Genomic DNA, 26264 nt, shown 5'->3' on the forward strand with positions numbered 1-26264 from the left:
CAACCTCTGACTCGGGCGGCCTGACGCCTGAGAGATACAACCCGGTTAGAGCTTAAACCCCCTGTCAGGTGGTCCAGCAGATGGGGTCCACTTCAATGAGCTGGGTCGTGTTGCTGGCCATGGATGCCTTTTGGATGGATTCACTGCATTGGAATGGGGTCACGCAAGTGGTTGCCCGCGAGGGGTGCCCCTGCGGGCCAGGCTCCGCCACGGCCGGTTGCCCGGCGGTGGCAGACGCCCGGGGGCATCGGCCAGTCGGGGTCTGCCTGGCCGGCACCCCCGGGCCGCTTTGCCTCACCCGACGCGGGAGTGCACGCTCAGCGCCGTGACCGTGATCAGGATCAGCCCCATGCCCAGGATCTGCAGGGCGGCCAGGCTCTCCCCCAGGACCACGACGCCGAACAGGGACGCGGTGACCGGCTCCACCATGGCCACGATGGAGGCCACGGCCGGGGCGGTGTGGTTCAGGCCGACGATGTAGAAGATGAAGGACAGCCCCGCGCCCAGCACCCCCAGGATGACGAACAGCGGCCAGGTGGGGGCGCCCAGTACCGCCACGGCCTGGCCGGCATCCCCCGTCCAGATGAGGATGGTGACCAGGGCCGCGAAGGCGATCACGAGGATCGCCTGGGGGGTACCGTGGGGGGCCGCATACTTGAAGCCGAAGATGAACAGGGCATAGGACAGGCCGGAGAGCAGCCCGGCGGCGACCCCCAGGGGCGTGACACCGCCGGCCCCGGTCTCCAGGATGCGCGTGAGCAGCACGACGCCGATCATCACCATGACGATGGCGATCCACTTGAACAGGGTGGGCCGCTCCAGCCGGAGGGCAAAGGACACCAGGAAGACGAACACCGGCGCGCAGTACATCAGCGTCGCCGCCACCGCGACGCTGCCCTCGGCGATGCTGACGAAATAGAAGGCGAAGTTCCCGGCCACACCGAGACCGGCGATGGCCGACCAGAACCATAACCGGGGGTTGGACAGGCCGCTGCCCCGGGGGCGCAGGGCCAGCCAGACGAGCACGAACAACAGCCCGATGGCCCCCCGGTAGAACGACACCACCAGCGCATCCCAGCCGTCGGCCATGAGGATCCCGCCGATCCCCCCCGAAAGCCCCCAGCACAGGGCCGCCAGGATCACCATGGCGGTACTCACGCCCGCCGCCTTTTCCGTTTGAATGGTATTCAAACCAGACCTTTATGGGTTCATGGGTTTCTTGCCCCACCACGCGCCGGGCGCGCGGTGTGGTTGCGCAGGCGAGCCTACCGCATTCCGGTGCCGGTTGCAGTGACGGGCCGGGGCGGGACCGGATGCGGTATGATCCGGCCGTCATCCAGTGTATTCCCCGCAATGCCCCCCGAACCCTACGACGTCCTGGTCATCGGCGGCGGCCTGGCCGCCCTGTGTGCCGCCCTCGCGGCCCGCGAGGCCGGGGCCTCGGCGCTGCTGGTGGACCGGGCCCCCAAGGCCCTGCGCGGCGGCAACGCCCGCCATTCCCGCAACCTGCGCATCGCCCACGATGCCCCCTCGCCCCTGTTTCCAGGGCAATACGGCGTGGAGGAGTTCATTGCCGATCTGGAGACGGCCCACGGGGGCCACGGCGACCCGGAGCTGGTGCGCATCCTGGCCCAGGGCTCGGCGGAACTGCCCGGGTGGCTTCAGGCCCGGGGCGTGCGCTTCCAGCTGCCGGAGCGCGGTGCCCTGCCCTGGTCGCGCAAGACCGCCTTCTTCCTGGGGGGCGGGCGCACCCTCATGAACGCCCTGTATGCCGCCGCCGAGGACCGGGGGGTGGCGATCCGCTACGACACCCACGTGACGCATCTGGAGCTGGAGGATGCCCGGGTGCACACGCTCCCCTGCCGGGGGCCGGAGGGGGAGGGCCTCCTGCGGGCCCGGCGCGTGGTCTGCTGCAGCGGCGGCTACCAGGCGGACCGCCGCGCCCTGGCCGCCGCCGGTTGCCCCGGGGCCTTGCACTACATCAACCGCGGCAGCCCCCATGTCACCGGCGACCTGCTGCTGCAGTTGCTGGACCAGGGGGCCGCCCCGTCCGGGGTGCCCGGCACCTGCCACCGGGTGGCGGTGCATGCCTGCTCGCCGCCGGAGGACGGGGGCATCGTCACCCGTGTGGACGGCATGCCCTGGGGGCTGGTGGTGGACACCCAAGGCCGGCGCTTCCAGGACGAGGGGGAGGTGATCACGCCGCGGCGCTATTCCGCCTGGGGCCGCTGGGTGTCGGACACCCCCGGGGCCCGGGCCCACCTGATCCTGGATGACGCCGGCCTGCGGCGGGCGCCGCCCTCCCTGTACCCGCCGCTGACGGCCCAGACCCTGGAGGACCTGGGCCGCAGGCTCCAACTCCCCCCCGGGGCCCTGGAGCGGACCGTACAGCGCTACCACGCCGCCCGGGTGGACGGCGGCGACGACCCCCTGGCCCATTACACCACCGGCCTGACGCCCCCCAAGAGCCACTGCGCCCTGCCCCTGGAGCGCCCGCCCTTCCACGCCTGGACCCTGGCCCCGGGGGTCACCTTCACCGGCCATGGCCTGGCGGTGGACCCCCGGGGGCGCATCCGCCGGCGCCACGCCCCCCCTTGCCAGACCCTGTACGCCGCCGGGATGATCATGTCCCCGGCGGTGCTGGGCCCCGGCTACGTGGCCGGGGCCGCCCTGACCCTGTGCGCCGTGTTCGGCCGCATCGCCGGCGAGGCGGCTGCCCGGGGATGATCGGGACCGCAAGTCACCCCGCCCAAATCCCCGGCGGCGGAACCGTCCGCCCCCGGCGGGTTCCCAATCCAGGACCGCCCCCCATGCCTTCTCTGCCATGACTCAGCCCAAAGCCCCCAACGCAACGGAAACGGAGACGGAGACGCAGACGGACGCCGAGACCCGCCGCACCCTGCACCTGTGCAACATCTGCGGCTTCTGCACCGGCCTGTGCGCGGTCTTTCGCAGTGCCGAGCGGCGCCCGGCCCTGACCCAGGCGGACCTGGACCACCTGGCCCATCTCTGCCACAACTGCCGGGCCTGCTGGTACGCCTGCCAGTACGCCCCGCCCCATGCCTTCGCCATCAATGTCCCCGCCACCCTGGCCCGCCACCGCGCCCGCAGCTACCGGCGCTACGCCTGGCCCCGGCCCCTGGCGGGGCTGCTGGCCCGCAGCGGCACCGCCACCACGGCGGTGGCCCTTTTCACCACCTTGCTGGTGCCCCTGCTCACCCTGCTGTGGGTACCCGGTGAGGTGCTCTTCGCCGCCCACCGGGCCGAGGGGGCGTTCTATCAAGTGATCCCCTGGGGGCTGATGAGCGCGGTGGCGGGCCTTACCCTGGGTTTCTCCCTGCTGGCGGTGGCGGTGGGCCTGGCCCGTTACTGGCGGGACATCGGCCGCGGCGGCCCGCCGGCCGTCTCCGTCTGGCGGGCCCTGCCGGCGGCAGCCCGGGACCTGTTCACCCTGCGCAACCTGGAGGGCGGGGGCGGCGGCTGCAACGACCGCGGCGAGCGCCCCGGTCACGCCCGGCGGCGCCTGCATCACGCCCTGTTCTACGGCTTTTTGCTGTGTCTGGCCGCCACCACCGTGGCCGCCGGCTATCACCACTTCCTGCACTGGCAGGCCCCCTACCCCTTCTTCAGCCTGCCCACCCTGCTGGGCACCGTGGGCGGCCTGTCCATGGTCACGGGGGCGGCGGGGCTGATCCGGCTCAAGCGCGGCGCCGACCCGGCCCCCACCGCCGCCGAGACCCTGCCCGCGGACTACGCCCTGCTGGGCCTGCTGCTGGCCACCGCCGCCACCGGCCTGCTGCTGCTGGCCCTGCGCCAGACCCCGGCCATGGGGCTGCTCCTGGCCCTGCACCTGGGCACGGTGCTGGGGTTTTTCGTGATGATCCCCTACAGCAAGTTCGTCCATGGCGCCTACCGCGCCGCGTCCCTGCTACGGGCCGCCATGGAACGCCCCACCGATCGGCCCACGGGCCTGGATCTGACTTGAGCCAAACCCCTCAGACGGAAGCGGCCTCCTCCGTAGCCGCCAGCCGCTGCCGCAGCCGCTGGGCCAGGCGGGCCGCCGGCTCCGTGGGACGCCCCGGGGCACGGTGCAGGGCGATGTCCACCCAAGGCAGGGGGGGCAACCCCTCCGCCTCCCCCAGGGGGCGCAGCCCCGCAGCCATCATGGAAGGGGTCAGCACCGTCACCGCCAGACCGGCCCGGACCGCCGCCAGCAGACCGGCCAGGCCATTGCCCGTGTAGGCCACTCGCCAGGATCGGTCCGCCGCCTCCAGGGCCTCCAGGGCTTGTTCCCGGAAGATGCAGGTCCCCCGGCGGGAAAGGGCCAGAGGCAAGGGATCCCGCCGGTGCGCGGCGTGATCCGAGGCCCCGGTCCACCACAGTGGCTCCCGGCGCAGGGTCTCCCCTCCGGGGCTGCCGGGCTGTCGGGTCACCACCGCCAGATCCAATCCCCCGGCGCGTACCTTGCGCACCAGATCCATGCTCAGACCGCACTCAACCGTCAACTCCACGCCGGGGAAACGTTCCTCGAATTCCGTCAGCAGGGGCGGGATGAAACCCAGATAGTCATCGGGGATACCGAGCCGCAGCCGTCCCCCCAGACGGGCGGCGCGCAGTTCCTGCCAGGCCAGGGCGTGATGGCGCAACATCTCCCGGGCATGGGCCAGCAGCCGCTCCCCCTCCGGGGTCGGGGTCAAGGTGGTCCGCTCCAGAAGACGGTGACCGGTGCGCCGCTCCAGCCGCGCCAGATGGGCGCTCACCGTGGACTGGGCCCGGTGCAGCCGTCTGCCGGCGGCGGTGAACCCGCCGCTGTCCACCACCGCCACCAGGGACTGTAATTGTTCCAGATCGAGGGGATGCCCCTCACCCATCATGCTTTGTGATTCTTCCATCTCAAAAATTCGTTTCCGTCATGTGTTTTGCATCCCTATCTTCGCCCCCGAAACGGCATATTTCCAGGCATGAGGAGGCAGATGACATGCAGCACGGATCGGAAACCATAAGCGGTATCCTCGGGGGTGTTTTCAGCGTGATTCTCTGGAGCGGCCTGCCGGTGCTGCGGGGGATGACGGACCTGCCCCCCCTGCAAGTGGCCGCCGTCGCCTTGGGAGTGGCGGCCCTGATGAGTGGGGGGGTGACGCGGCTGGCTTCCGCATCCCGCCCCGGGCGCCCCGCGGCCGGTGGGGCCATGTACTGGATCGCCGGCGTGGGTGGCCTGGCGGGGGCGTTGTATTTCTATTTCCTCGCCCTGGGGCTGGGGGACCCGGCCGTGGTGACCCTGATCACCTACACCTGGCCCCTGGGCTTTGTCCTGGCCGCCGAACTCCGCACCGGTCGCCGGCCGCGGCCGGCCATACTCACCGGGGCAACCATCGCCTTTGCCGGCATCGCGCCACTACTGGCTGCAGGGGGCGGCGGCCCAACCCCCGCGGCCGCCTGGCTGGCGGGACTGGCCAGCGGTGGCGCATGGATCGCCTTCTCCCTCTATTTACGTGATGCGGGATCACTGCCCTTCGGTGCCTGGGCAGGCCTGTTCGGTCGCGCCGCCGGGGTGGTGCTGTTCCTCCACCTGGCCCTGGAAACCACCTTCTGGGGAGATGCAGGAGACTGGCTCGCCGCCGCCGCCATCGGCATCGGGCCCTATGGCCTCGCCTTCATGACCTGGGGATACGCCCTGCGCCACGGGCCCGCCGGTCTGTTGGGCACCCTGACCTATGCCGTGCCGGTCCTCGCCAGTGCCGCCCTGGTGGCCCTGGGCCGGAGCCCGGCGGACCCACGTCTGGCCCTGGCTGCGGCGGCAGTGGTGGGCGGCGCCCTGATCGCCTCCGGTGGACCGGGTCCGTTTCGTCCGAGACGCCGCTGGCCGCAGCAGCGGACGAACGCTTGACCCCCGCCCGATCATGGCCCCCGACCCGGCCATGGGGCTATGATCCGGGGATGGACACCTTAAACCTGCCCGCGCCGCCCGACTACGGCGGGCGCAGCCTGGCCAACCTCATGGCCTCCCTGTCGGCGGGCCTGGGCGGCCCCCTGCCGCCCCAGGGGCCGCTGGCGGCGCTGCCGCCGGAGGCGGTGGGTGGCCATCGCCACGTGGTGCTGGTGCTGGTGGACGGCCTGGGGGATGCCTTCCTCCAGGGCCAGCCCGCCCCCTTCCTCAACGGCCACCGCCTGGCGGGGATCGAATCGGTCTTCCCCACCACCACCGCCTCCGGCATCACCACGGTGCTCACGGGGGACACCCCCGCGGTCCACGGCCTCACCGGCTGGCACGTGCACTTTCGCGAACTGGGGGCCGTGCTGGCGGTGCTGCCGGGGGTGCCCCGCTACGGCGGCGTGGGCTATGACCAGGCGCAGGTGGACCTGGGGCGGCTGCTGGGGCACCACAGCCTGTTCGACCGCCTGCCGGTGGCCTCGGCCCTGGTGACGCCGGAGCACATCGCCCGCACCCCCTTCAACGCGGCCCATCAGGGCCGGGCGCGGCTGTACCCCTTCAAGGGGCTGGATCACATGGTGGAGCAGGTGGTGACGGCGGTGCGGGGCGGCGACACCCCCCGCTTCGTCTACGCCTACTGGCCGGATCTGGACGCCCGCGGCCACGAGCACGGCCCCGATGGCGCCGAGACCCGCCGCCACCTGCAGCAAGTGGACACGGCCCTGGCGGCCCTGGCCCGCCGTCTGGCGGGCACCGACACCCTGCTGCTGGTGACCGCCGACCACGGCATGGTGGCGGCACGCCACCGGGCGGACCTGGCGGACCACCCCGGCATCGCCCGCTGCCTGGCCCTGCCCCTGTGCGGCGAGCCGCGGGTGGCCTTCGCCTACGTGCGCCACGGCTGGCACGAGACCTTCGCCCGGCGGGTGCGGGAGGAACTGGGCCATGCCTGTACCCTGGTGCCCAGCCACCGGCTGTTGGAGCGGGGCTGGTTCGGGCCGGGACGGCACCACCCGGAACTGGAGACGCGCATCGGGGACTTCGCCCTGGTCATGCACCCGGGCTGGGTGCTGCAGGACCGCATCCTCGGGCGCGAACCCCACCCCATGGCGGGGGTGCACGGCGGCCTGGACCGGCGCGAGGTGGAGATCCCGCTGGTGCGCGCCCTGTGCTGACCGGGGGCCGCGGCGGCGGGGAGGCCGGCGCGGCGTCGTGTTACCATGGTGGGCCACTCAAGCGGAACAGGAACCCGCCATGTCCGACGCCGATGCCCTGTTCGACCGTGCCGCGAGCCAGACCGTGGAGCTGGCCAACCGCCTGAGCGAGTCCGATCCCAAGGCGGATCTGTGGGATATCGCCGACGGCCTCCTGGCCGGTGCGGTGCACTACTGGCTGTACACCCGCCAGCCCTGCGGCGACCCCCGCTGCGAGCAGTGCGCCCCCATCAGCACCGCCGAGGAGCGCCTGGCCCTGCTGCTGCAGGACGTGGAGCAGTACGCCCGCGACAGCGACTACTACCACGCCCCCACCGACCTCAACGTGGGCCGCGCCTGAGGCCTCAGCCCGGCAGGCGCAGCACCCACGCCGCCCCCCCCCCACTCCGGGCTCCTGTCCAGTTGCAGACGCCCGCCGTAGGCCTGGACGATCTCGCTCACCACCGCCATGCCGATGCCCAGGCTCCCTCTTTGACCCCCTCCCCACGGCTCACGCCGGGGGATTCCTCGTGCGAAACGCGGGTTTTCAGGCGTGAGAGGATTTCATTCGGCAGTGAACTTCTGTTTCCCCATGGTGCCAATAGTGATACCGTTTTGGCATGGCGTCCGTGGGTAAGATCCTTGATCAGATGCGGCGCGAACCGGCTCATGTGCGGTTCGCGGATCTGATCAAGGTATGCGAGGCGTATTTCGGGCAACCCCGTCAGCATGGCACCAGCCATGCCATTTTCAAGACCCCTTGGGCGGGTGATCCTCGAATCAATATCCAGAATGCCAAAGGGGGTGCCAAGCCCTACCAGGTGAGGCAAGTATTGCTCGCCATCGAGAAACTGGAGAGCATGGACAATGCAGAGTGATCACTATACCTACCGCGTTACCTGGTCCCCCGAAGATGGCGAATACGTCGGCCTGTGCACCGAGTTCCCTTCGCTGTCCTGGTTGGCCGACTCCCCGGATGCGGCCTTGCAGGGTGTGCGACGTTTGGTGGCCGATGCGGTAGCCGATATGGAGGCCGCCGGCGAGGATGTTCCCGTGCCATTGGCGGAAAAACACTACACCGGTGAGTTCCGCGTCCGCATCCCCCCTGAACTCCACCGCGACTTGGCGATCCAGGCCGCGGAACAGCGCGTAAGCCTGAACCGGCTGGTGAGTGCCAAGCTTGCGTCCACGCCGAAATAAAATCCCTACAACGCGCTTGGGATATCCAAAGGACGACTACCACGCCCCCACCGACCTCAACGTGGGCCGCGCCTGAGGCCTCAGCCGGGCAGGCGCAGCACCCACGCCGCACCCCCCCACTCCGGGCTCCTGTCCAGCTGCAGACGCCCGCCGTAGGCCTGGACGATCTCGCTCACCACCGCCATGCCGATGCCCTGGCCCGGGACCCCCTCGTCCAGGCGGCCGCCCCGGGCCAGGATCGCCGGCACCTGTGCCGGGTCGATGCCCGGCCCGTCGTCCTCCACCCGTACCTCCAGCCCGCCATCGTCGCCTTCCCGGGCCCGCACCCGCACGCGGCGGCGGCAGAACTTCCAGGCGTTGTCCATGAGGTTGCCCAGCAGTTCCATGAGATCCCCCTCGCTGCCGCGGAATCGTACCGCCTCCGGCACCTCCAGGGTGCATTCCACCCCGCGCCCGGCATAGACCTTGGCCAGGGAATCCGCCAGGCGGCGCACCACCGGCGCCACCGCCTGGGGGGCCGCCAGGGGGCTGCGGCCCGCGGTGCCGGCCCGCTGCAACTGGTAGGCGATGATACGGTCCATGCGCTCCAGTTGCTCCAGGGCCTGCCGGCCCGCCGCTTCCCCGGCCGTGCCCAGGGTCCCCCGCAGCACCGCCAGGGGCGTCTTCAGGCTGTGGGCCAGGTCCGCCAGGCCGTCCCGGTAACGGGCCTGGCGCGCCCGCTCCGCATGGATGAGGGCGTTGAGGTTGTCCGTCAGGGCGCGCAGCTCCAGGGGATACCCCCCGGCAAGACGGGACTGCTCCCCCCGCTCCATGGCCCGCAGCTCCCGGGCCACCCGCCGCAGGGGCTTCAGGCCCAGGTAGAGGGCCAGGGACTGGGCCGCCAGCAGCAGCACCGCCAGGGCCGCCAGCCAGCCCCAGAGGCTGCGGCGGTAGGAACGCAGCTGGGCCTCCAGGGCGGTACGATCCTCCGCCACGGTGAAGGTGAGGGGGACGTTGCCCTCACCGGTCTCCCAGGTCACCGTCATGCGGGCCATGAAGGGCGCCTCCCCGGCGGTGTCCGCGGCCTCCCCCAGGGACGAGGGGGAACGCCACAGCACATCCCCGTCACCGCCGGTGATGCGCGCATAGAGCCCCGAATCGGGCAGGTTCAGACGGGCCTCCGGCAGGCGCTCGGGCAGGCGCACGTCACCATCGGCGTCCACCTCCACCGCCCCCATGAGCAGGTAGAGCTGGCCCTGCAGGCGCTGCATCACCGCCTGGGTGGCGCTGTCGCGGAAGGCCCGCTCCAGGGCCAGGGCCGTGAGCCCGGCGAACACCGCCACCACCAGGGCGGCGATGAGGCCCACGCGCAGGGTGAGGGAGTTCATTGCGCCCCGCCGGGGACCAGGGTGAGGCGGTAGCCGCGGCCGCGCAGGGTCTCGATGGGGGCGAGTTGCCCGTCCGGGTCCAGCTTGCGCCGCAACCGGGCGATGAGCACCTCCAGCACGTTGCTGTCCCGGTCCTCGTCGTGGGGGTAGAGATAGTCCGCCAGGGACTGGCGCGAGAGCACCTGTCCGGCATGGCGCGCCAGGTGCTCCAGCAGGCGGTACTCGAAGGTGGTGAGGGCCACGGGCCGGCCGTGCACCGTCACCTGCTGGGCGGCGGTGTCCAGCACCAGGGGACCCAGCACCAGGCGCCCGTCGGTGCTGCCGGCGGCGCGCCGGGCCAGGGCCTTGAGACGGGCCACCAGTTCCTCCATGTGGAAGGGCTTGACCAGGTAGTCGTCCGCCCCCGCCTCCAGGCCCTGCACCTTCTCCTGCCACTGCCCCCGGGCGGTGAGGATGAGCACGGGCAGGTCCCGCCCCGCGGCGCGCACCTGGAGGATCACCTCCAGCCCCGGCATCCCCGGCAGCCCCAGGTCCACCACGGCCACGTCGGCGGGGTATTCCATGAGCTGGAAGAGGCCGTCGCGGCCATCCCCGCTGGTGTCCACCATCCAGCCCTCGTCCTCCAGGCGCTGGCGCAGCTGCGCCAGCAGGGCGGGCTCGTCCTCGATCACCACCACGCGCATGGCGTCACTGCCACTGGCCCGTGGCGGCGTCCACGCGGATATCCCGCACCCGCTGATCCTGCAGCAGCACGCGGATGCGATGCACCCGCTGGCCCTCCTCCTCCAGGGTCTCCGCCGAGAGCACGCGCCCGCCGGTGCGCGCCTGCACCTGCGCCACCGCCTCGTCCAGGGTCACCGGAGCCACCTCTGCGCCCTGCGGGGACCCGGCCTGGGCCAGGTGCGGTCCGGGGACCGGCTGGGCGGGGACGGCGCCGGCCCAAAGGCACAGGCACAGCAACAGACACAACATGCGCAACGGCGGGCGCGGAAAACGGCATGGGGAAGCGGGGCGTTTCATGGTCTCCAAGTCTAGCAGCAGGCATCCCCGAGGGCAGCGTGTCCGTGCCTCCCCGCCCCGGGAAGGCGGCTCAGAACCAGTGGCGATCGTTCAGGTTCAGATCCACCCGTGTGCGTGACCCGGCGCGGTGCAGATCCCCCCCGGTGTCGCGGCGGGGCGGCCGCATACGGCTGTCGCAGCCTTGGCGGTGCGGTCCGGCACAGGGATCCCGCTGCGCACCGGCACGGTGGCCGTGGGCCGGTGCCCACGGGGGCGGACCGGCGTGGGCGCCGGGATGTCCCCGGTCCCGGCCATGGCCGGGGGGATCGGCCAGGGCGGTGGAGGCGCCGAGGGCGGTCACCAGGGCCAGCCCCAGGGCGGCGAGGATGGGATGCTTGGAAGGGTGCATGGTCGGATCTCCTGCGCAATCGTGTACAAGGCGAACCGGCCCCGATGTATGGCACCATGGGGCCTGTGACGGGTATACCGCCATCGGCATGAACCCGGGCTGAACCGCGCCCCCTGCAGTGGAGGCCCCATGGACAAGACGGCATGGCTGGTCATCAGCGGCATCGGCCTGTTCCTGGTGGGGCAGTTCGCCCTCCTCTACCACACCCGGGGCATGCAGGGGCGGATGCGCCGCCCGCAGACACCCCCCCATGAACCCCGGCAGGACCGATCCGCCATGAGCGAGACCCCTGAAAGCAGCGAAGACCTCCGCAACCGCCTCCGGCAGGAGACAGGGCCCATCGGCTGGGAGGAACTGCAACGGCACTTCGCCCGCGGCGCCGTGCTGCGGGTGGATGCCAGCCTGGACCTTTTGGACGCCGCCGAGGCCCTGGTGCGGGATGACCGCGACGCAGTGGCGGCCTACCTGGAGGCGGGCCGGCTGCTCCGGGCCACCACAGAGCACGCCCGCGACTGGGCCGCGCGCCAGGCCCGTTTCGAGGCCGTGGTGGTGGCCCCCTGGGTGCTGGTGCGGGAGCACTGAGCCCCTGGTCTTCCCTTCGGCGCGCCCGGTATCATCGCGCTACACTCGGTCAGACATCCGCCGGGCCGACCCGCCGCGCCCCGGCCGGCGGTGCGCAGCAACGCCCCGGCGGCGCGGTATGCGGGGTGACATCATGATGCAGCTCAATCCCAGCTTCGTGTGCTGGTTCATCGAGCACACCCGGGAGTTCCATGCCCAAGAGGATGTCCTGCTGCCGGAGGAGCCCGACGAGGGGGACGAGGACTGGATCGACGAGGCCCTGGCGGAACACGGGGAAAACGTCCTCTATCTGGAACTGAAGAACGCCGTGGATGACCTGGATCCCGGCTTCCAGGCCGAACTGGTGGCCCTCATGTGGCTCGGCCGCGGCGACTATGGGGCGGAGGAATGGAATGCCGCCCTGGTGGAGGCCCGCGCCGGCTGGAACCCGCGCACGGCGGACTACCTGCTGGCCACCCCCATGGCGGCCGACTACCTGGCCGAGGGGCTGGCCATGCTGGGGCACGACTGCGAAGACGAGACATAGGAGACACCCGCAGCCGATGGATGTGCTCTACACCCTGCGTGTCCAGGCCCGCTACAGCCGCTGGGCCAACGCCCAGTTGCTGGGGTTTTGCGACACCCTGGAAGATGACGTGCGCAAGCGCCGCTGGATGGGGCCGCAGGGCTCCATCCACGGCCTGTTCAACCGCATGCTGCTGCTGGACCGTATCTGGCTGGGGCGCATGCTGGGCAAGCCCTACGGCCACCGGGACACCGACCAGATCCTGTACAACGACTACGGCCTGCTGCGGGCCGAGCGCATGCGCACGGACACGGAGATCATGAACTTCGTGCAGAACCTGGCGGAACCCAACCTGGACCGTCAGGTGACCTTCACCCTGGAATACGAACCCCGGGAGTGCACCCTGCAGTTGGGGGAATGCCTCATGAACCTGCTGCACCGGCAGAGCACCCAGCGCGGCCAGATCATGGCCCTGCTGCAGCAGTCGGACGTGGAACCCCCCACCCTGGACATCGTCACCATGCCCGGCATGGCCGACTGAGCCCCCCACCCTTTGCGAAGATCCCCATGAAGCACCCCACCGCCCTGCGCTCCATCACCTACCACGGCCTGGAGGACGGGCCGCGGCTCATCGTCCTGGGCGCCGTGCACGGCAACGAGACCTGCGGCACCCAGGCCATCGGGCGCGTGCTGGCGGATCTGGACGCGGGGCGGCTGGAGCTGGCCCGGGGCCAGCTCACCTTCGTGCCCGTGGCCAATCCCCTGGCCCACGCCCTGGGGCAGCGCTCGGGGGAGCGCAACCTCAACCGCAACTTTCGCATCAGCGCGCGCCCCGAGGACTTCGAGGACCGGGTGGCCAACCGCCTCGGCCCCCTGCTGCGGGACCACGACGTCCTCCTGGACCTGCACTCCTTCCACACCGCGGGCGAGCCCTTCGTCATGCTGGGCCCCCGGGACAACGACGGCGAACTGGAACCCTTTGACGGCGCCCGGGAGGAGGAGGCCCTGGCCCTGCGCCTGGGGGCGCGGCGCTTCGTGGAGGGCTGGCTGGACACCTACGCCCGCGGCGTGGCGCGGCGGCTGCGCAATCCCAACGCCTCCCTGCGGGCACAGATGCTGAGCACCGATCCCGCCTACGGCGTGGGCACCACCGAGTTCATGCGCGCCCATGGCGGCCGTGCCCTCACCCTGGAATGCGGCCAGCACGACGACCCCAAGGCCCCCGAGGTGGCCCATCGCGCCATCCTCAACACCCTGGCCCACCTGAAGCTCCTGGACCGGCCCGATCCCCAGCCGGTGCGGGATGCCCAGGTGCTGCGGCTGGTGGAGGTGGTGGACCGGGAGCACCCGGAGGACACCTTCGCGCGGCCCTGGAAGAGCTTCGACCCCGTGGCCGCCGGCGAGGTCATCGGCCGGCGCGCCGGCGGCGAACCCGTCACCGCCCCCACCGAGGGCTTCATCGTCTTCCCCAATCCCAACGCCCAGCCGGGCAACGAATGGTTCTACCGGGCGGAGTTCAGCGACCGCTTCCAGGGCCGCTAACGGACCCCCGGTTCCTACCCCCCGGTCCCTCCCGGGGCCGCATCCTGGCGGCGCCGCGCCACCCGGCGGGCGTGCTCCACCACCTTGAGCTGGGCCAGGGCGCGCAGCAGTTCGGCGTGGGCGGCGTCGCGGTCGCTGAACAGCACGCTCTCCTCCATGATCTCCCGGGCGCGGCGCTCCGCGGCCCGGGCGGCTGCCTCGTCGATCTCCTCACTGCGCAGGGCGGTGTCCGCCAGGACGATGGTGCGATCCGGCTGCACCTCCACCATGCCGCCGGAGACATAGAGGAAGTCCTCCTCCTGCCGTCCCTCGGGCAGGAAGCGGGCCACCCCGGGGAGCACGGGGGTGAGCAGGGGGGAATGCCCCGGCAGGATCCCCAGTTCCCCATCGACCCCTTTCAGGGTCACGCGGTGCACGGGGCCGCTGAAGAGCGCGGCCTCGGCGCTGACGATCTCCAGTTGCAGGGTGGCCTGCCGGGGTGCCCGGGCGGCAGCGTGGCTCATGCCCGCCCCTCCCCGTGAAGGGCCCCATGGGGCAGCGGCACACCGGCGTCGGCCATGGCCTGCAGGATCAATCGTGCCACCCGCTCCCAGTCGTGCAGCCGGTCGGTGTTGATGGTGAGGTCGAACTGGGTGGCGTCGTTGGTGCGCCGGCGCACCAGGTCCCAGAGGAACTGCTGGCGCTGGTGGTTGATGGTCTCCACCTTCTCCCGGGCCTCCGCCTCCGCCAGGCCCTCGGCGGCGGCCACCCGCGGGGCGCAGTAGCGGGGGGAACCGGCGATGCGCACACGAAAGGCGCCCCGGTCCCGCAGGAAGACATGGGCCCCCCGGCCCACGATCACCCCGCCCTCGGCGCTGAGGGCCAGCAGCACGTCCACCAGGGCCCGGCGGTAGGCGGTGAGGTGATACACATCCCCCGAGAGCACGGAATAGATCCAGTGGGTCTTCCACGCCGAGACCTTCTCGTCCAGTTCCGCCAGCAGGGCGCGGTCCTGCTCCGCGTGCTTGGCCACCCGGTCCAGGATGGTCTCGTCGAAGGACGAGACCCCCAGGCGCCGGGCCAGGATGCGCGCCACCTCTTCGCCGCCGGCACCGTAGTCCCGGGAGAGGGTCACCAGGGGCTTGGCGGGGGATCCGCCGCCCTGGCGGCCGCGGATCTCGGTGCGGATGTAGCGTTGGATGAGGTCATTGACGTCGTGCATGGGCCCCCCTGGCGCATGGAATGGGTCTGCCATGGTACAACGGCAGGACCGGCCCAACGACCGCCCGGAGGGAATCATGCACGAGGAGATGCCCTATTTCCGTCCCGTGGGGGAGATCTGCCAGCGGCAGGTGATCACCTGCCTGCCCGGCGAAAACCTCGTGGATGTGGTAAAAAACATGAAGGCGCACAACATCTCCAGCGTCGTGGCCCTGGACGAGGGGGGCCGCCCCGCGGGCATCCTCACGGACCGGGATCTGCGCAACAAGGTGATCCCCTCGGGGCGCGATCCCGCCGCCTTCCGGGTGGAGGAGGTGATGTCCCGGCCGCTGGTGAGCATCGGCGAAACCGATGTCCTCTACGAGGCCCTGTACCGCATGTCCACCCGGGGGATCCACCGGCTGGTGGTGACGGACGCGCAGGGGGAGCTCAAGGGCATCCTCACCGACACGGATATCCTGCGTATGCAGAGCCATTCCCCACACCAACTGGTCCGGGACATTGAGCGCTCCAACAGCGTCGAGGACCTGCGGGCGATGCACACGCGCATCCAGGACCTGATCCTCCACCTGAGCGGAACCACCACCCCGGTGGCGGAGATGGTGCGGCTCATCGCCCGTCTCAACGATCACATCCTCATGCGCCTGATCCAGCTCCTGGTGAAGCGGGATTTCCGCGACCTGCCCCGGGGGCTGGCCTTCGTGGTCATGGGCAGCGAGGGGCGCATGGAGCAGACCCTGTCCACGGACCAGGACAACGCCATCCTCTACGCCGACGGTCTGGACGACCACCAGGTGGACCGCATCCGCGCCTTCTCCGAGGCCCTCATCGCCGCCCTGGTGGAGATCGGTGTGCCCCCCTGCCCCGGCGGCATCATGGCCCGCAACGCCGCTTGGCGGCGCAGCCTCTCGGACTGGACCCACGAGCTGGACCGCTGGCTCACCACCCCCAGCCCGAAGAACATCCCCAACGCCTCCATGTTCACGGACCTGCGCACCCTCTACGGCGATGCCTCCCTGGAACGCCGGCTCAAGGCCCACATCTACCGCCGCCTGGACGAGAACAAGCTCTTTGTCATGCGCATGGCCGAGAACATGCAGCGCTTCGCCCCGCCCCTGGGCTGGCGCGGCCGCATCAAGACCGGCAGCGGCGGCGAGGTGGACCTGAAGAAGGCCGGCATCTTCGCCCTCACCGACGGCATCAAGGCCCTGGCCCTGGAGGCCCACGCCCTGGACGGCGACACCCACCAGCGGGTGCAGACCCTGGTGAAGCAGGGCGTCCTGGAACGGGACCAGGCGGGGGACCTGCTGGAGAGCTTCGACTTCCTCGTGCTCATGCGCCTGCGCGGCCAGGTGCGGGCCATCCAGCGGGGGCGCAAGCCCGGCAACAGCGTGCGCCTCTCGGACCTCAGCCAGATGGAACAGGGCAAGCTGCGCATCGCCCTGGAGGACGTGGCCCGCTTCCAGCGCTTCGTTGCCAGCCATTTCAACCTGGGTCTGCTGCGCTAGCCCGGGAATGACCGCCATGACCCGCCCCCTCCCCACCCCCCCGGTGGCCACCTATTCCATCGTCGCACGCGATCCCGAAAGCGGCTTTTTGGGGGTGGCGGTGCAGTCGCACCATTTCGCCGTGGGCAGCGTCGCCCCCTTCGCCCAGGCCGGCGTGGGCGCCGGCACCATCCAGTCCTTCGCCCGGCGCATCTACGCCAGCGAGGGGCTGCGCCTCATGGAGGAAGGGGCCAGCGCCGGCGACGCACTGCGGCGCCTGCTGGCCCGTGATCACCACATGGATTACCGCCAGGCGGCCATGGTGGACACCGGGGGGCGCGTGGTGGCCCATACGGGCCAGGCCTGCATCCCAGAGGCCGGCCATCACCTGGGGGAGGAGTATGTCTGCCTGGGCAACATGCTCCTGCGGGAGGGCACCTGGGAGGCCATGGGCGAGGCCTTCGAGGCGGCCGGCGGGGATCTGCCCCTGCGCCTGCTGGCGGCCCTGGAGGCGGCCCAGGCCCAGGGCGGCGATCTGCGGGGGCGGCGCTCGGCCGCCATGCGGGTGGTGGCCCCCGCCCCCACCGGCGACCCCGGCGAGGACACCCCCCTGGACCTGCGGGTGGAGGATCACCCCCACCCGGTGAGCGAGCTGCGCCGCCTGGTGGACCTGTGGGCCGCCTACGACCACAACACCCGCGGCGGCCATCACCTGCGCCATGGGGACTACGAACGGGCCGTGGCGGAATTCGAACGCGCCGAGGCCCTGGCCCCCGAGGAATCGGAACTGGTCTTCTGGCGCGGCGTGGCCCTGGTGAACGCCGGCCACGCGCAAGAGGCCCGGGTCCTGTTCCGGTGCCTGTTCCGCGAATCGGACCACTGGGCCCTGATGCTGACGCGGTTGGCCCGAAGCGGTTTCCTGCCGGACACCCCCGGTCTGCTGGGCGGGCTCATCCCGAAGCAGTACCGCAACACCCCCGAGGTGCGCTCGGCCATTCAGGCAGACGGGGCATGAAACCTCCCGGCGGCGGATCCAGCCATTGACCCCGGTGCCCGAGATCCTGCCCCTGGCCCTGGGAGTATGTCTCGCCGCGGGCCTGGTGCACGGGGCCTTCGGTCTGGGTTTCCCTTTGGTGGCCACGCCGATGCTGGCCCTGGGGACGGACGTGCGCACCGCCGTGCTGCTCACCCTGGTGCCCAACCTCGGGGTCAATCTCTGGAGTCTGGTGCACGGCGGGGGCTGGCGGGAGAGCGTTGCCCGCTACTGGCCCGTGGCCCTTTGGATGCTCCTGGGCTCCGCCGTCGGCACCCTGCTCCTGGTGGTCATGGACCCGAACCCCTTCCGCCTGCTGCTGGCGGCCACGATGGTGCTCTATCTCCTCTCCCACCGCCTGGAGCGGGTGGACTGGAGCCGCATCCGCCGCCATCCCGCCGGCAGCGGGGCCTGGGCCGGCTTCATCGGCGGGGTGCTGGGGGGGACGGTGAACGTGGGCGGACCGGTCCTGATGATCTATTTCCTGGAGCTGCGGGTGCCCCCCCTGGTGTTGGTGCAGGCCATCAACCTCTGCTTCCTCCTGGGCAAGGGTACCCAGGCCGCCACCTTCGCTGCCCTGGGTCTCTTCGACCTGGCGCTGTTCAAGGCCTCCCTCCCCCTGCTGATCGCCGCCCTGGCGGGCCTGAGGGCCGGCATGTGGATCCGGGAGCGAGTGGATGCCTTCACCTACCGGGGCTGGCTTCGCGGCCTGCTGTGGCTGCTCTGCGGGCTTCTGGTGGTGCAGTTCATCCGCGATCTCTGATCCCTTCAGTCCGGGGACGCGCCCGACCCGGTCGACCCCTTGCCGGCGGGCTTCCCCTCCCCCGGGGAAGCGGACATGCCCCGCAGCTCCTGCAGGCTGTCGCGAAAGCGGGCATCCAGCTGCGTCATGGTGGCCTCCTGGGTGCGCAGCACCTGCTGGGAGGCCTCCCGCAGATGGCCGCTCAGGTGGTCGTAGATGCGCCCCACCATATCCATCTGGCGGGCGGCCCGCTGCGCCGGGTCCTCGTCCGCCGAAAGCTGTCCCGCACTGCGATTCATCTCCTCGAAGACCTCCCGCATCAGATCCGCCTGGTGGCGCATCAGGGCCTCCGTCCCTTCCAGGAGGGTGCGGTTGGCGGCCACCACCGCCTCCATATTGCGGCGCTGGGCCTCCATCAGGACCTGTGGGTCCATGGAAGGCAGGCCGTACTGCTGCATGAGACGGCGCACCTGTTCCATGTAACGGTTGGGATCGAACAGGTACATCAGCTCGGACACATCGAAGGGATTGCTCTGTTCGGCCATGACCCTCTCCTCCACGTTGCCGGGCGATCTCCACCGCCCATCAAGGGAAGCGTAGTGCAAAAAGGGCCCCGGCGCGGGACGGGAGACCGCATCCGCGGGCACAACCCTGTGGATAAGCTGTACAAAACCAGTAGACAGCCCGACGGGATGGCTTTATCCACAATCCGCACACAGGCTATCCGGACCTTGCCCAAGGGGACACACACACCACAGGAGACCTATAAACCGTTGAATTTATTAGTTATTTAAAAGGTTATCCAGGGCCTATGCCGGTCCTAATTATTACTATGATCTTTTCAATACAAAAAATAGTTACAGACCCTGCGCTGCACCGAAGCCCCCCAAAGACCCCCCGAAGCGATCCAGGAAATGCGGCTATTCAATCCCCACGGCGAAGATAAGCCAGGGCCGCGGCCTCGTCGGCCACGGTCTGCAGATCCTGATGAAAAACGCTGGGGATCTCCCGGGGCCGACCGCTGCCCGCATCCACGAAGACCCACTGGGTGCGGGCCCGCACCACCGGTTTCAGGTCACGGGCGCGGACGAAGCAATAGCCCCGGGGGGATTGCCGCCGGCCCAGGGCCTCCACCCAGGTGAGCAGCAGCAACTCATCCCCGGCATGGGTGGGCCGCAGGTATTCGATGTGGTGGGCGCGCACCACCCAGGTGGCCCCCAGGGACCGGTAGCGTTCCAGGGTCCAGCCCCGGGCGGCGGAATGGGCCAGGGCGATCTCCTGCATCCAGCGGAGGTATTCCAGGTTGTTGGTGTGCCCGTTGAGGTCGATGGCCTCGGCGGGGACCTGGATTCGACGCACATAGACGGGCCCCACGGGACCCTGTTCCTGGACTTCTGGAAAATGGGATGTCTGCTTCATGGGGTATCTGCTGTGATGGGGATCCGATCCATGAGGAGGGGAATGGATGTGGACGGGGTCGATTTTCCGCTATGATCCCTCCAGTTACACAGTGAACCAATGTCATGGCACCGTGCAAACCGTCCCTTGATAAAGACCACTTCAGGATGCCATTCCAATGGAACGTTTCATCGAAAGACTGATCTATGCATCCCGCTGGCTCATGGCACCGATTTACTTCGTTCTAAGCTTTGTTTTGATCGCCCTGGGCATCAATTTTTTCCAGGAGATTTTCATATCCTGCCCAATATCTTGAGCATGAAAGAGGCGGATCTGATCCTCGTCACCTTGTCCCTGATCGATATTGCGCTGGTGGGGGGATTGATCGTGATGGTGATGTTCTCCGGCTACGAGAATTTCGTTTCCCGTCTTGATCTTGAAGCCAATGCCGACAAGCTTTCCTGGCTGGGGAAACTGGATGCAGGTTCGCTGAAGAACAAGGTCGCCGCATCCATCGTGGCCATCTCCTCGATCCATCTGCTCAAGGTCTTTATGAATACGGAGAATATCGAGAACGACAAGATCCAATGGTACCTGCTGCTGCATATCACCTTCGTGGTGTCAGCATTCGCCATGGGTTATCTGGATCGGCTCACCCGGGAAAAATAGTGCCCTGGGATTACAGCAAGCCCCGGCTGTTCTGGGGCATGTAGGCCGGCCGCATGAAAGGCGATTTCACCCTTGCGGACATCCTGAAATGTATCCTTTCCCGGGCGGGATGTCCTGTGGGGGAAGCCGTCCAGTAGCTGTTACCCCCTAATTTCCCAATGTCTTCAGCAGGGGATTGCATCGGTGTGCAATTCGTCTGCGTTGTGGCCGCTTTCTGCTTATTGGGCTGGTCGGTCGTAACCGGCAAGATGTTGATCCAGCGACCAGATGGTGACACGGCGCTGCGGGTTCTGATTACAGAGCCGCTGCCAGTCGTGGATGATGGAGAGGTCACCCAGGCCGCTCCCTCGGCTGGCGTGGTCCGGAAATTCCGACAGCCATGCCTGCAGGTGTTCGGCCTCCAGGAAATTGATTGGTTTAAAGGGACTCTGGCCTTTCAATGCCATTTCGACCTGGTGCACGAAGCGTTGAGCACAAGCTCGGCGCTCGCGGCCGTCGCCTTGCTGTCCGATATGGTTGCCGGTCTCCAGGATCGTCGCCATGGGTAAAAACATAGATTCTTCCCGGGTGACCCGAGCTTCCAGCTCCGCGATGATATCAATATGAAGGCTGTCCATCCCGGGCACGTTGAGGATCTCCACGAATACCGATGTATCAACGAGACAGATGGCGCTCATCCCCGAGACTCCGTGTCCTGCTTGAGCTCCTCCAGCCAGGCCAGGGCCGCGGCACGGCGCTGCTCCGGGGAGGTGTCGTCCTTAAGGAAGCGCTCCAGCACCTTGCGGGTCATCAGTTGGCCTAGCGGCCCTTGGGCAACGAGCTCGCTATAGCGTTCCATGTCGCCCAGGCGTACCAGGCGGCTATCCCCATGCTGCGGGTCGCGGTAGCAACACAGCACATCGGCCAGGGCGGCATCAGGCAGGGCATCCAGCAGGGCCGGGTTGTGGGAGGTCATCAGTACCCGCAGCTGCCGTTGGCTGGCTACCTCCCGAATCTGCCTCACCAGCACATGGGCCCGGCTGGAGTGAACCCCATTGTCTACCTCCTCAATGATCAACAACGCGCCCTCGGGTGCTGACAAGAGCGCAGCGCCCACGGCCAGAACGCGCAATGTGCCATCGGAAAGCAACGGGGCATCCACGAAGCGCTGTTGTTCGCCGAAGGTCTCTTCCAAGCTGACCATGACGTCCTGACGAGGTGTTTCGATGAACCGGATATCGGTGATGTCCTGTTCAGGCAATGATTGGATCAATTCGAGTAGGGCCTGCTTACCAGTCGGGTTCTGACAAAGCTGGTAGAGCACCGCGGAGAGGTTGCGGCCGTCCTCCTTAAGGTGCTTGTCTCCGGCGTACTCGTAGTCGCGCATCTGCGCTGGACGCGGGTCGAGGAAGACGATATTCCGCAGCGTCTCGCGCAGTGTACGGGCCACTTCAGGAATCAGCTCTTGTGCCTCGGCGTGGGATTGTTGGAAACGGCCGGGCGTCTCCAGCTGATAGAACACCGCTTGGCGATTGGAGCAGGGGATATGCGGCTTGATGCGCCCGCGGCGAAAGTTGTTATAGGCGACGCTGATCTCGTCGCTGTGCTCGTTGGGTTCGCTGTCCACCCGGTAGAGTGGAACTTTCTCGTCGGGGTGAGTGATCTGTTCGCCCGCCACCACCAGCTGCTCGCTAAGCTGATCGATGGTGATGGAGAAGTCGCCCCAGCCCTCAGGGGCATCGGCCAGGTGCGCCTCCAGGGTAAACGGCTCGCCATCCTCTCTGAACAGATCACGGGCCTGGCCACGCACCACGGTATCGCCCCCCTGGATATCGCGTTCGATATCGTCCAGGCGCTTCCCCTTGGCCAGCCAGTTGAGTAAGCGAATACCCTCCAGGGCGTTGCTCTTGCCCGAGGCGTTGGGGCCGATCAGGAAGGTCAGCGGTGCCAGGTCCAGCCTGGCCTGTCGATAGCTCTTGAAGTTGGTCAGCTGAATGGAGGTCAGCATGGCATAGCCCTCGGTTACTGGGTAATCACCGGGCCGTCCTGCAGGGCTTCGCGCAGCTCATGGCGAACGTTTTCCAGCCAGGCGTCGATTCCAGAAGGGTATCAGACCGTGAGGGTCTAGGAACCAGGAGCGAAAGCAGGTCTCACTTGCCGATACAGAAATCGGCGAAGATGCGGCCCAGCAGGTCCTCGTTGGTGACGCGGCCGGTGATCTCCCCCAGGGCCTCCTGGGCCAGGCGCAACTCCTCGGCCAGCAGCTCCGGGGCCACGCCTGCCTGCAGGTGGCCGCGGGCGGCCTCCAGGTGGGTCTGCATGCGTTCCAGGGCGTCCAGGTGGCGGCGGCGGGCGGTGAACAGGCCTTCCTCCTTACCGTGGTAGTGCAACAGGTCCCGGATGCGGGCCTTGAGACGGTCCATGCCCTCTCCGGTGAGGGCGGAAATCGGGATGCGGTCTTCGCCGTACTCCCGTGGCGGGTCGGGAAGGCGGTCGATCTTGTTGAGCAGGGTGATCACGGGCAGGGCGGGGTCCAGACGCGCCCGGATGGCCGCCTCCGCCTCGCCCTCCCCCGCCGTGGCGTCCACCACCAGGAGGATGACATCGGCGCGCTCCATCTCTGTCCAGGCGCGGCGCATCCCCTCCTGCTCCACCGGGTCCTCGGAGGCATGCAGGCCGGCGGTGTCCACCAGGTGCAGGGGCAGGCCGTCCAGGCTCAGGTGCTCCCGCAGGACGTCCCGGGTGGTGCCGGGGATGGCGGTGACGATGGCCGTCTCCCGGTCCGCCAGGCGGTTGAGCAGGCTGGATTTGCCGGCGTTGGGGCGGCCGGCGATGACCAGGTGGGCCCCCTCCTGCAGCAGGCGCCCCTGCCCCGCCCCTTCCAGGAGTTGTTGCAATTCCTCCCGCAAATGCTCCAGCCGGTCCCCCACGGCGGTATCGGCCAGCAGGTCCAGCTCCTCCTCGGGGAAGTCCAGGGCGGCCTCCACGTGGCTGCGCAAGACGGTGAGGGCCTCGGCCAGGGCCTCGGTGCGACGGGAAAGGGCCCCTTCCAGGGTGCGCAAGGCGCCGCGGGCGGCGGCGGCGGAACCGGCGTCGATGAGGTCCGCCACCGCCTCGGCCTGGGCCAGGTCCATGCGGTCGTTGAGGAAGGCCCGCTGGGTGAATTCCCCGGGCCGGGCCAGGCGGCAGCCGTGGCCCAGGCAGGCGGTGAGCACCCGGTCCATGACCACCGGGCCGCCATGGCCCTGGAACTCCAGCAGGTCCTCGCCGGTATAGGAACGGGGTCCGGGGAAGAACAGGGCCAGGCCCTGGTCCACGGGCTGTCCCTGGGGATCGCGGAAGGTGGCCAGGGTGGCCATGCGGGGCTCCGGCACCCGCCCCAGGGCGGACCGGGCGATTCCGGCGGCCCCGGGGCCGGAGATGCGCACGATCCCCACCCCGCCCCGCCCCGGCGGGGTAGCGATGGCGGCGATGGTGTCTCCAGCCGGGGCGCTCATGGCCGTGCCGGGATCAGTCCCCCTTGGCTGCTTTCTTGCCAGTATTCTTGCCGGTATCGTAGCCCTCGGCCTGCAGCCTGCGGGTGATGTAATACTGCTGAGCGATGGACAGGAGGTTGTTCACCAGCCAGTAGAGCACCAAGCCCGCGGGGAAGAAGGCGAAGAACACCGTGAAGATGGGCGGCAGGGCCATCATGACCTTCTGCTGCACCGGGTCCATGGGGGCGGGATTGAGCTTCTGCTGAGCCAGCATGCTCACCCCCATGAGGATGGGCAACACGAAGAAGGGATCCCGCACCGAAAGATCCTGGATCCACAGGATCCACGGCGCCTGGCGCAGCTCCACGCTTTCCAGCAGCACCCAGTACAGGGCGATGAACACGGGGATCTGTACCAGGATGGGCAGACAACCCCCCAGGGGATTGATCTTCTCCTTCTTGTACAGCTCCATGAGGGCCTGGTTCATGCGCTGCTTGTCATCCCCGAAGCGTTCCTTCAGGGCCATCATCTTGGGCTGCACCGCGCGCATCTTGGCCATGGAACGGTAGCTGGTGGCCGAGAGCTTGTAGAAGGCCAGCTTGATGAGCAGGGTCAGGAAGATAATGGACCAGCCCCAGTTGCCCACCAGGCTGTGGATCAGGTCCAGCATCCAGAACAGCGGCTTGGACAGGAAGGTGAACAAGCCGTAGTCCACCGTCAGTTCCAGGCCCTCGGCGATTTCGGAGAGGGGTTCCTGCAGCTTGGGCCCGATCCAGAGACGGGTTTCGAACGCCCCGCTCCCGCCGGGGGCCACCGTCTGGGCCTCGGAGCGCAGCCCGATGATGTAGCGCGGTTCGTCGGGAGTGCCCACCTCCCGGGTGTAGAGCAGGTTCTCCTCCCCGGCCTCGGGCACCCAGGCGCTCAGGAAGTAGTGCTCGATGAGGGCGATCCACCCCCCCTGGAGCTCCTTGGAATCCACCTTCTCTGCCAGGCTCTCCAGTTCCTCCTTGCGGTAGCCGCCGTCGTAGTAGGCAGCGCCGGTGAAGGTGTACAGGAACCAGGAGTCCCGATCGGGGGTGGGTCCGTGGCGCAGCTGGCGGTACTGGCGTCCGGTCCAGGCCGCGTCGCTGCCGTTTTCCACCCGGTGGCTCACGTCCACGAGGAATTCCCCGCGGCGGAAGGTGTAGGTCTTGGTGACGCGGATGCCCTCGTCGTTCTCCCAGGTGAGGGGCACCTGCAGGACATCCTGGCCATCCTGGAGGCGGAATTCCGTGGCCGGTGCCTCATACACCGCATGGTGCGTGGGCGCCCGGTCCCCATGGTCGATACCGGAGACGCGGTCGTGGATCAGGCCCGACTGGGCCACGTAGGCCCGTTCCTGTTCATTCAGGATGGTGGTGGGCTCATCCGGCTGGTTCAGACTGACGGGATAGGTGGGCAAGTCCGCGCGCACGATGTCGCCGCCGCGGGTATCGATGTACAGGTCCAGGGTATCGGTCACCACATGGATGCGCCGGCCCGCACCGGCCCCTTCGGAGGCCTCCGTGTTCGGGGCCTCCCCGGCCTCGGACAGGGCGGCGTCGGGGAGATCGTCCCGGTTGGCGGCGCCATCTCCGCCGGCGACCTCCTGGGTCTCCTGGGCCGTTTGCGGCTGCGGGCCATAATCCACGTTCCAGGTCTGCCAGACCAGGAACAGCAGGAAAACGAAACTGAGGTAGAGGACGGGGCGCAGGTTATCCATGGTCTCGGGGGGCTCGCTGGGGGCCTTGGACGGGATCGGGTACGGGATCGTAGCCGCCTTCGCACCAGGGATGGCAACGGGCGAGGCGGCGCAGGGTCAGCCAGGAGCCGCGCAGGGCCCCGTGTCGCTGGATGGCCTCGATGCCATAGCAGGAACAGGTGGGCACGAAGCGGCAGTGCTGTCCGATAAACGGGCTTAGGGTATAGCGGTAGGCCTGGATCAGCAGGATGAGGAGTTTTTGCATTGGCGGACCACCCGGTTCCAGAGACGCTCGAGGATCTGGTAGAGATCCTGGTTCGTGTACTCCTCGGCCCCGCGCCGGCACATGATCACCACGTCCACCGGGGGTAGTTGGCTGCGCCGGTGGCGGAAGGACTCCCGCACCAGGCGCTTGATCCGCTGCCTCTGACTGGCCCGGCGCAGGTTGCGCTTGGAGATGGCCAGCCCGAGGCGGGCGCTGTCTTCCTGCGTCGGCCGGCAAACGGCGGTGAAGGGATGCAGGTTGATGCGCCGCCCCCCCTGGAAGACACCCCGGTATTCTGCGGCTCGGGTGAGCCGTACCGTCCTGGGGAAACGCCGGTCCCCGGAAACGGTCAATCGCTCAGGGACACAGACGTGCACGGCCCTTGGCGCGGCGCGCGGACAGGACCTTGCGGCCGCCACGGGTGGCCATGCGGGCCCGGAAGCCGTGGGTGCGCTTGCGGTGCAGGTTACTGGGCTGAAATGTTCTTTTCATGACGGCGGACCCTGTGTCGTGGGGTTGCGCGGGCATCGGGCACCCGATCAAGGCGCGTAAAATTACCCGCGATC

31 protein-coding genes and 1 pseudogene are annotated in these 26264 nt (G+C 68.9%); 15 read left to right on the forward strand and 17 right to left on the reverse strand.

The genetic code is table 11. The features are described from left to right. Positions 1-294: 294 nt before the first annotated feature. Complete coding sequence (locus BM214_RS05880) at positions 295-1146, reverse strand: DMT family transporter (RefSeq protein WP_090484488.1); 852 nt, start codon at positions 1144-1146, stop codon at positions 295-297. A gap of 207 nt (positions 1147-1353) precedes the next feature. Here BM214_RS05880 and tcuA point away from each other — a divergent pair, with 207 nt between their 5' ends. Together tcuA and tcuB are read left to right on the forward strand one after the other, a co-directional pair. Continuing rightward, positions 1354-2727, forward strand: a complete 1374-nt coding sequence (gene tcuA, locus BM214_RS05885; protein WP_218149037.1) for an FAD-dependent tricarballylate dehydrogenase TcuA — start codon at positions 1354-1356, stop codon at positions 2725-2727. Between the two features lie 97 nt (positions 2728-2824). Next, complete coding sequence (tcuB, locus tag BM214_RS05890; RefSeq protein ID WP_090484492.1) at positions 2825-3985, forward strand: tricarballylate utilization 4Fe-4S protein TcuB; 1161 nt, start codon at positions 2825-2827, stop codon at positions 3983-3985. Between the two features lie 10 nt (positions 3986-3995). Here the strand turns inward: tcuB and BM214_RS05895 are convergent, their stop codons facing one another. Next, positions 3996-4892: a LysR family transcriptional regulator gene (locus BM214_RS05895; RefSeq protein ID WP_244887866.1), complete on the reverse strand. Its 897-nt coding sequence runs from the start codon at positions 4890-4892 to the stop codon at positions 3996-3998. Positions 4893-4978: 86 nt separating this feature from the next. Here BM214_RS05895 and BM214_RS05900 point away from each other — a divergent pair, with 86 nt between their 5' ends. The 5 genes from BM214_RS05900 to BM214_RS05920 all read left to right on the forward strand — a co-directional run bounded on the left by BM214_RS05900 (position 4979) and on the right by BM214_RS05920 (position 8325). After that, on the forward strand, positions 4979-5887 hold the full coding sequence (locus tag BM214_RS05900) for a DMT family transporter (RefSeq protein ID WP_280521885.1): 909 nt from the start codon (positions 4979-4981) through the stop codon (positions 5885-5887). Positions 5888-5937: 50 nt separating this feature from the next. Then, positions 5938-7107, forward strand: a complete 1170-nt coding sequence (locus BM214_RS05905) for an alkaline phosphatase family protein (RefSeq protein WP_090484496.1) — start codon at positions 5938-5940, stop codon at positions 7105-7107. Between the two features lie 79 nt (positions 7108-7186). After that, positions 7187-7486 carry a hypothetical protein gene (locus BM214_RS05910; protein ID WP_090484498.1) on the forward strand — a complete coding sequence of 100 codons (300 nt, stop codon included), beginning with the start codon at positions 7187-7189 and terminating at the stop codon, positions 7484-7486. A 259-nt stretch (positions 7487-7745) separates the two neighbouring features. Further along, positions 7746-8003, forward strand: coding sequence for a toxin HicA (locus tag BM214_RS05915; RefSeq protein WP_090484500.1), 258 nt, complete (start codon positions 7746-7748; stop codon positions 8001-8003). Next, positions 7993-8325 (forward strand): type II toxin-antitoxin system HicB family antitoxin, encoded by a 333-nt coding sequence (locus BM214_RS05920; protein ID WP_090484502.1) that lies wholly within the window; start codon positions 7993-7995, stop codon positions 8323-8325. Before BM214_RS05915 ends, BM214_RS05920 begins: the two co-directional genes overlap by 11 nt. Before the next feature lie 80 nt (positions 8326-8405). Here the strand turns inward: BM214_RS05920 and BM214_RS05925 are convergent, their stop codons facing one another. The 4 genes from BM214_RS05925 to BM214_RS05940 all read right to left on the reverse strand — a co-directional run bounded on the left by BM214_RS05925 (position 8406) and on the right by BM214_RS05940 (position 11100). Further along, complete coding sequence (locus tag BM214_RS05925) at positions 8406-9692, reverse strand: ATP-binding protein (RefSeq protein ID WP_090484504.1); 1287 nt, start codon at positions 9690-9692, stop codon at positions 8406-8408. Next, positions 9689-10375 (reverse strand): response regulator transcription factor, encoded by a 687-nt coding sequence (locus tag BM214_RS05930; RefSeq protein WP_090484506.1) that lies wholly within the window; start codon positions 10373-10375, stop codon positions 9689-9691. The genes BM214_RS05925 and BM214_RS05930 overlap by 4 nt, the downstream gene beginning before the upstream one ends. A gap of 4 nt (positions 10376-10379) precedes the next feature. Continuing rightward, entirely contained in the window at positions 10380-10559 is a 180-nt protein-coding gene (locus BM214_RS05935; RefSeq protein WP_244887867.1) for a PepSY domain-containing protein, read from the reverse strand. Positions 10560-10782: 223 nt separating this feature from the next. Continuing rightward, positions 10783-11100, reverse strand: coding sequence for a hypothetical protein (locus BM214_RS05940; RefSeq protein ID WP_090484508.1), 318 nt, complete (start codon positions 11098-11100; stop codon positions 10783-10785). A 129-nt stretch (positions 11101-11229) separates the two neighbouring features. Here BM214_RS05940 and BM214_RS05945 point away from each other — a divergent pair, with 129 nt between their 5' ends. From BM214_RS05945 to BM214_RS05960, 4 genes are all read left to right on the forward strand, one after another. Continuing rightward, on the forward strand, positions 11230-11682 hold the full coding sequence (locus BM214_RS05945) for a DUF2288 domain-containing protein (protein WP_342351306.1): 453 nt from the start codon (positions 11230-11232) through the stop codon (positions 11680-11682). Between the two features lie 133 nt (positions 11683-11815). Next, entirely contained in the window at positions 11816-12208 is a 393-nt protein-coding gene (locus tag BM214_RS05950) for a DUF3775 domain-containing protein (protein WP_090484828.1), read from the forward strand. 16 nt (positions 12209-12224) lie between these two features. Beyond that, positions 12225-12728: a DinB family protein gene (locus BM214_RS05955; RefSeq protein ID WP_090484510.1), complete on the forward strand. Its 504-nt coding sequence runs from the start codon at positions 12225-12227 to the stop codon at positions 12726-12728. Between the two features lie 26 nt (positions 12729-12754). Further along, positions 12755-13729, forward strand: coding sequence for a M14 family metallopeptidase (locus BM214_RS05960; RefSeq protein ID WP_090484512.1), 975 nt, complete (start codon positions 12755-12757; stop codon positions 13727-13729). Positions 13730-13743: 14 nt separating this feature from the next. On the opposite strand, the gene BM214_RS05965 is transcribed toward BM214_RS05960, so the two are convergent. Together BM214_RS05965 and BM214_RS05970 are read right to left on the reverse strand one after the other, a co-directional pair. Then, positions 13744-14232, reverse strand: coding sequence for a F0F1 ATP synthase subunit epsilon (locus tag BM214_RS05965; RefSeq protein WP_090484514.1), 489 nt, complete (start codon positions 14230-14232; stop codon positions 13744-13746). After that, positions 14229-14930, reverse strand: a complete 702-nt coding sequence (locus BM214_RS05970) for a cytidylate kinase-like family protein (RefSeq protein ID WP_177217597.1) — start codon at positions 14928-14930, stop codon at positions 14229-14231. The genes BM214_RS05965 and BM214_RS05970 overlap by 4 nt, the downstream gene beginning before the upstream one ends. Positions 14931-15006: 76 nt before the next feature. Between BM214_RS05970 and BM214_RS05975 the strand changes: the two genes are divergently transcribed. From BM214_RS05975 to BM214_RS05985, 3 genes are read left to right on the forward strand one after another with little or no spacing between them, the layout of a single operon-like run. Beyond that, positions 15007-16437, forward strand: coding sequence for a DUF294 nucleotidyltransferase-like domain-containing protein (locus BM214_RS05975; protein ID WP_090484518.1), 1431 nt, complete (start codon positions 15007-15009; stop codon positions 16435-16437). A 16-nt stretch (positions 16438-16453) separates the two neighbouring features. Further along, positions 16454-17431 carry a DUF1028 domain-containing protein gene (locus BM214_RS05980; RefSeq protein ID WP_090484520.1) on the forward strand — a complete coding sequence of 326 codons (978 nt, stop codon included), beginning with the start codon at positions 16454-16456 and terminating at the stop codon, positions 17429-17431. Positions 17432-17456: 25 nt separating this feature from the next. Then, positions 17457-18212, forward strand: coding sequence for a sulfite exporter TauE/SafE family protein (locus BM214_RS05985; protein ID WP_090484522.1), 756 nt, complete (start codon positions 17457-17459; stop codon positions 18210-18212). Positions 18213-18217: 5 nt separating this feature from the next. Here the strand turns inward: BM214_RS05985 and BM214_RS05990 are convergent, their stop codons facing one another. Then, complete coding sequence (locus tag BM214_RS05990) at positions 18218-18736, reverse strand: phasin family protein (RefSeq protein ID WP_090484524.1); 519 nt, start codon at positions 18734-18736, stop codon at positions 18218-18220. A 379-nt stretch (positions 18737-19115) separates the two neighbouring features. After that, positions 19116-19610: an acyl-CoA thioesterase gene (locus BM214_RS05995; RefSeq protein WP_090484526.1), complete on the reverse strand. Its 495-nt coding sequence runs from the start codon at positions 19608-19610 to the stop codon at positions 19116-19118. Positions 19611-19767: 157 nt separating this feature from the next. Between BM214_RS05995 and BM214_RS06000 the strand changes: the two are divergent. Then, positions 19768-20258: pseudogene (locus BM214_RS06000) on the forward strand (TIGR00645 family protein). 218 nt (positions 20259-20476) lie between these two features. Here the strand turns inward: BM214_RS06000 and BM214_RS06005 are convergent. From BM214_RS06005 to rpmH, 7 genes are all read right to left on the reverse strand, one after another. Continuing rightward, positions 20477-20935 carry a hypothetical protein gene (locus BM214_RS06005; protein ID WP_090484529.1) on the reverse strand — a complete coding sequence of 153 codons (459 nt, stop codon included), beginning with the start codon at positions 20933-20935 and terminating at the stop codon, positions 20477-20479. After that, positions 20932-22245, reverse strand: a complete 1314-nt coding sequence (locus BM214_RS06010) for an AAA family ATPase (protein WP_090484531.1) — start codon at positions 22243-22245, stop codon at positions 20932-20934. The genes BM214_RS06005 and BM214_RS06010 overlap by 4 nt, the downstream gene beginning before the upstream one ends. Positions 22246-22387: 142 nt before the next feature. Next, on the reverse strand, positions 22388-23734 hold the full coding sequence (mnmE, locus tag BM214_RS06015) for a tRNA uridine-5-carboxymethylaminomethyl(34) synthesis GTPase MnmE (RefSeq protein WP_090484533.1): 1347 nt from the start codon (positions 23732-23734) through the stop codon (positions 22388-22390). A 13-nt stretch (positions 23735-23747) separates the two neighbouring features. Beyond that, positions 23748-25454: a membrane protein insertase YidC gene (yidC, locus tag BM214_RS06020; RefSeq protein WP_090484535.1), complete on the reverse strand. Its 1707-nt coding sequence runs from the start codon at positions 25452-25454 to the stop codon at positions 23748-23750. Further along, positions 25447-25698: a membrane protein insertion efficiency factor YidD gene (yidD, locus tag BM214_RS06025; protein ID WP_090484536.1), complete on the reverse strand. Its 252-nt coding sequence runs from the start codon at positions 25696-25698 to the stop codon at positions 25447-25449. Before yidD ends, yidC begins: the two co-directional genes overlap by 8 nt. After that, complete coding sequence (gene rnpA, locus BM214_RS06030; protein WP_090484538.1) at positions 25674-26051, reverse strand: ribonuclease P protein component; 378 nt, start codon at positions 26049-26051, stop codon at positions 25674-25676. The genes yidD and rnpA overlap by 25 nt, the downstream gene beginning before the upstream one ends. Before the next feature lie 4 nt (positions 26052-26055). Further along, the gene (gene rpmH / locus BM214_RS06035; protein ID WP_090484540.1) at positions 26056-26190 is read right to left on the reverse strand and encodes a 50S ribosomal protein L34; all 135 of its coding nucleotides are present in this window, start codon (positions 26188-26190) and stop codon (positions 26056-26058) included. Positions 26191-26264 lie beyond the last annotated feature (74 nt).

Origin of the sequence: Ectothiorhodospira mobilis (genome assembly GCF_900114895.1) — a bacterium.
Taxonomy (GTDB): Bacteria; Pseudomonadota; Gammaproteobacteria; order Ectothiorhodospirales; family Ectothiorhodospiraceae; genus Ectothiorhodospira; species Ectothiorhodospira mobilis_A.

Bases quoted from the DNA above. Each gene is read 5' to 3' on its own strand.
- BM214_RS05980 (WP_090484520.1), top strand. From the start codon at position 16,454: ATGACCCGCCCCCTCCCCACCCCCCCGGTGGCCACCTATTCCATCGTC.
- BM214_RS06010 (WP_090484531.1), bottom strand. From the start codon at position 22,245: ATGCTGACCTCCATTCAGCTGACCAACTTCAAGAGCTATCGACAGGCC.
- BM214_RS05895 (WP_244887866.1), bottom strand. From the start codon at position 4,892: ATGGAAGAATCACAAAGCATGATGGGTGAGGGGCATCCCCTCGATCTG.
- BM214_RS05915 (WP_090484500.1), top strand. From the start codon at position 7,746: ATGGCGTCCGTGGGTAAGATCCTTGATCAGATGCGGCGCGAACCGGCT.
- tcuB (WP_090484492.1), top strand. From the start codon at position 2,825: ATGACTCAGCCCAAAGCCCCCAACGCAACGGAAACGGAGACGGAGACG.
- BM214_RS05995 (WP_090484526.1), bottom strand. From the start codon at position 19,610: ATGAAGCAGACATCCCATTTTCCAGAAGTCCAGGAACAGGGTCCCGTG.
- yidD (WP_090484536.1), bottom strand. From the start codon at position 25,698: ATGCAAAAACTCCTCATCCTGCTGATCCAGGCCTACCGCTATACCCTA.
- tcuA (WP_218149037.1), top strand. From the start codon at position 1,354: ATGCCCCCCGAACCCTACGACGTCCTGGTCATCGGCGGCGGCCTGGCC.
- BM214_RS05955 (WP_090484510.1), top strand. From the start codon at position 12,225: ATGGATGTGCTCTACACCCTGCGTGTCCAGGCCCGCTACAGCCGCTGG.
- BM214_RS05990 (WP_090484524.1), bottom strand. From the start codon at position 18,736: ATGGCCGAACAGAGCAATCCCTTCGATGTGTCCGAGCTGATGTACCTG.
- BM214_RS05930 (WP_090484506.1), bottom strand. From the start codon at position 10,375: ATGCGCGTGGTGGTGATCGAGGACGAGCCCGCCCTGCTGGCGCAGCTG.
- BM214_RS05920 (WP_090484502.1), top strand. From the start codon at position 7,993: ATGCAGAGTGATCACTATACCTACCGCGTTACCTGGTCCCCCGAAGAT.
- rpmH (WP_090484540.1), bottom strand. From the start codon at position 26,190: ATGAAAAGAACATTTCAGCCCAGTAACCTGCACCGCAAGCGCACCCAC.
- BM214_RS06005 (WP_090484529.1), bottom strand. From the start codon at position 20,935: ATGAGCGCCATCTGTCTCGTTGATACATCGGTATTCGTGGAGATCCTC.
- BM214_RS05940 (WP_090484508.1), bottom strand. From the start codon at position 11,100: ATGCACCCTTCCAAGCATCCCATCCTCGCCGCCCTGGGGCTGGCCCTG.
- BM214_RS05975 (WP_090484518.1), top strand. From the start codon at position 15,007: ATGCACGAGGAGATGCCCTATTTCCGTCCCGTGGGGGAGATCTGCCAG.
- BM214_RS05945 (WP_342351306.1), top strand. From the start codon at position 11,230: ATGGACAAGACGGCATGGCTGGTCATCAGCGGCATCGGCCTGTTCCTG.
- mnmE (WP_090484533.1), bottom strand. From the start codon at position 23,734: ATGAGCGCCCCGGCTGGAGACACCATCGCCGCCATCGCTACCCCGCCG.
- BM214_RS05965 (WP_090484514.1), bottom strand. From the start codon at position 14,232: ATGAGCCACGCTGCCGCCCGGGCACCCCGGCAGGCCACCCTGCAACTG.
- BM214_RS05905 (WP_090484496.1), top strand. From the start codon at position 5,938: ATGGACACCTTAAACCTGCCCGCGCCGCCCGACTACGGCGGGCGCAGC.
- BM214_RS05960 (WP_090484512.1), top strand. From the start codon at position 12,755: ATGAAGCACCCCACCGCCCTGCGCTCCATCACCTACCACGGCCTGGAG.
- BM214_RS05950 (WP_090484828.1), top strand. From the start codon at position 11,816: ATGATGCAGCTCAATCCCAGCTTCGTGTGCTGGTTCATCGAGCACACC.
- BM214_RS05900 (WP_280521885.1), top strand. From the start codon at position 4,979: ATGCAGCACGGATCGGAAACCATAAGCGGTATCCTCGGGGGTGTTTTC.
- BM214_RS05910 (WP_090484498.1), top strand. From the start codon at position 7,187: ATGTCCGACGCCGATGCCCTGTTCGACCGTGCCGCGAGCCAGACCGTG.
- BM214_RS05880 (WP_090484488.1), bottom strand. From the start codon at position 1,146: ATGGTGATCCTGGCGGCCCTGTGCTGGGGGCTTTCGGGGGGGATCGGC.
- BM214_RS05925 (WP_090484504.1), bottom strand. From the start codon at position 9,692: ATGAACTCCCTCACCCTGCGCGTGGGCCTCATCGCCGCCCTGGTGGTG.
- yidC (WP_090484535.1), bottom strand. From the start codon at position 25,454: ATGGATAACCTGCGCCCCGTCCTCTACCTCAGTTTCGTTTTCCTGCTG.
- BM214_RS05970 (WP_177217597.1), bottom strand. From the start codon at position 14,930: ATGCACGACGTCAATGACCTCATCCAACGCTACATCCGCACCGAGATC.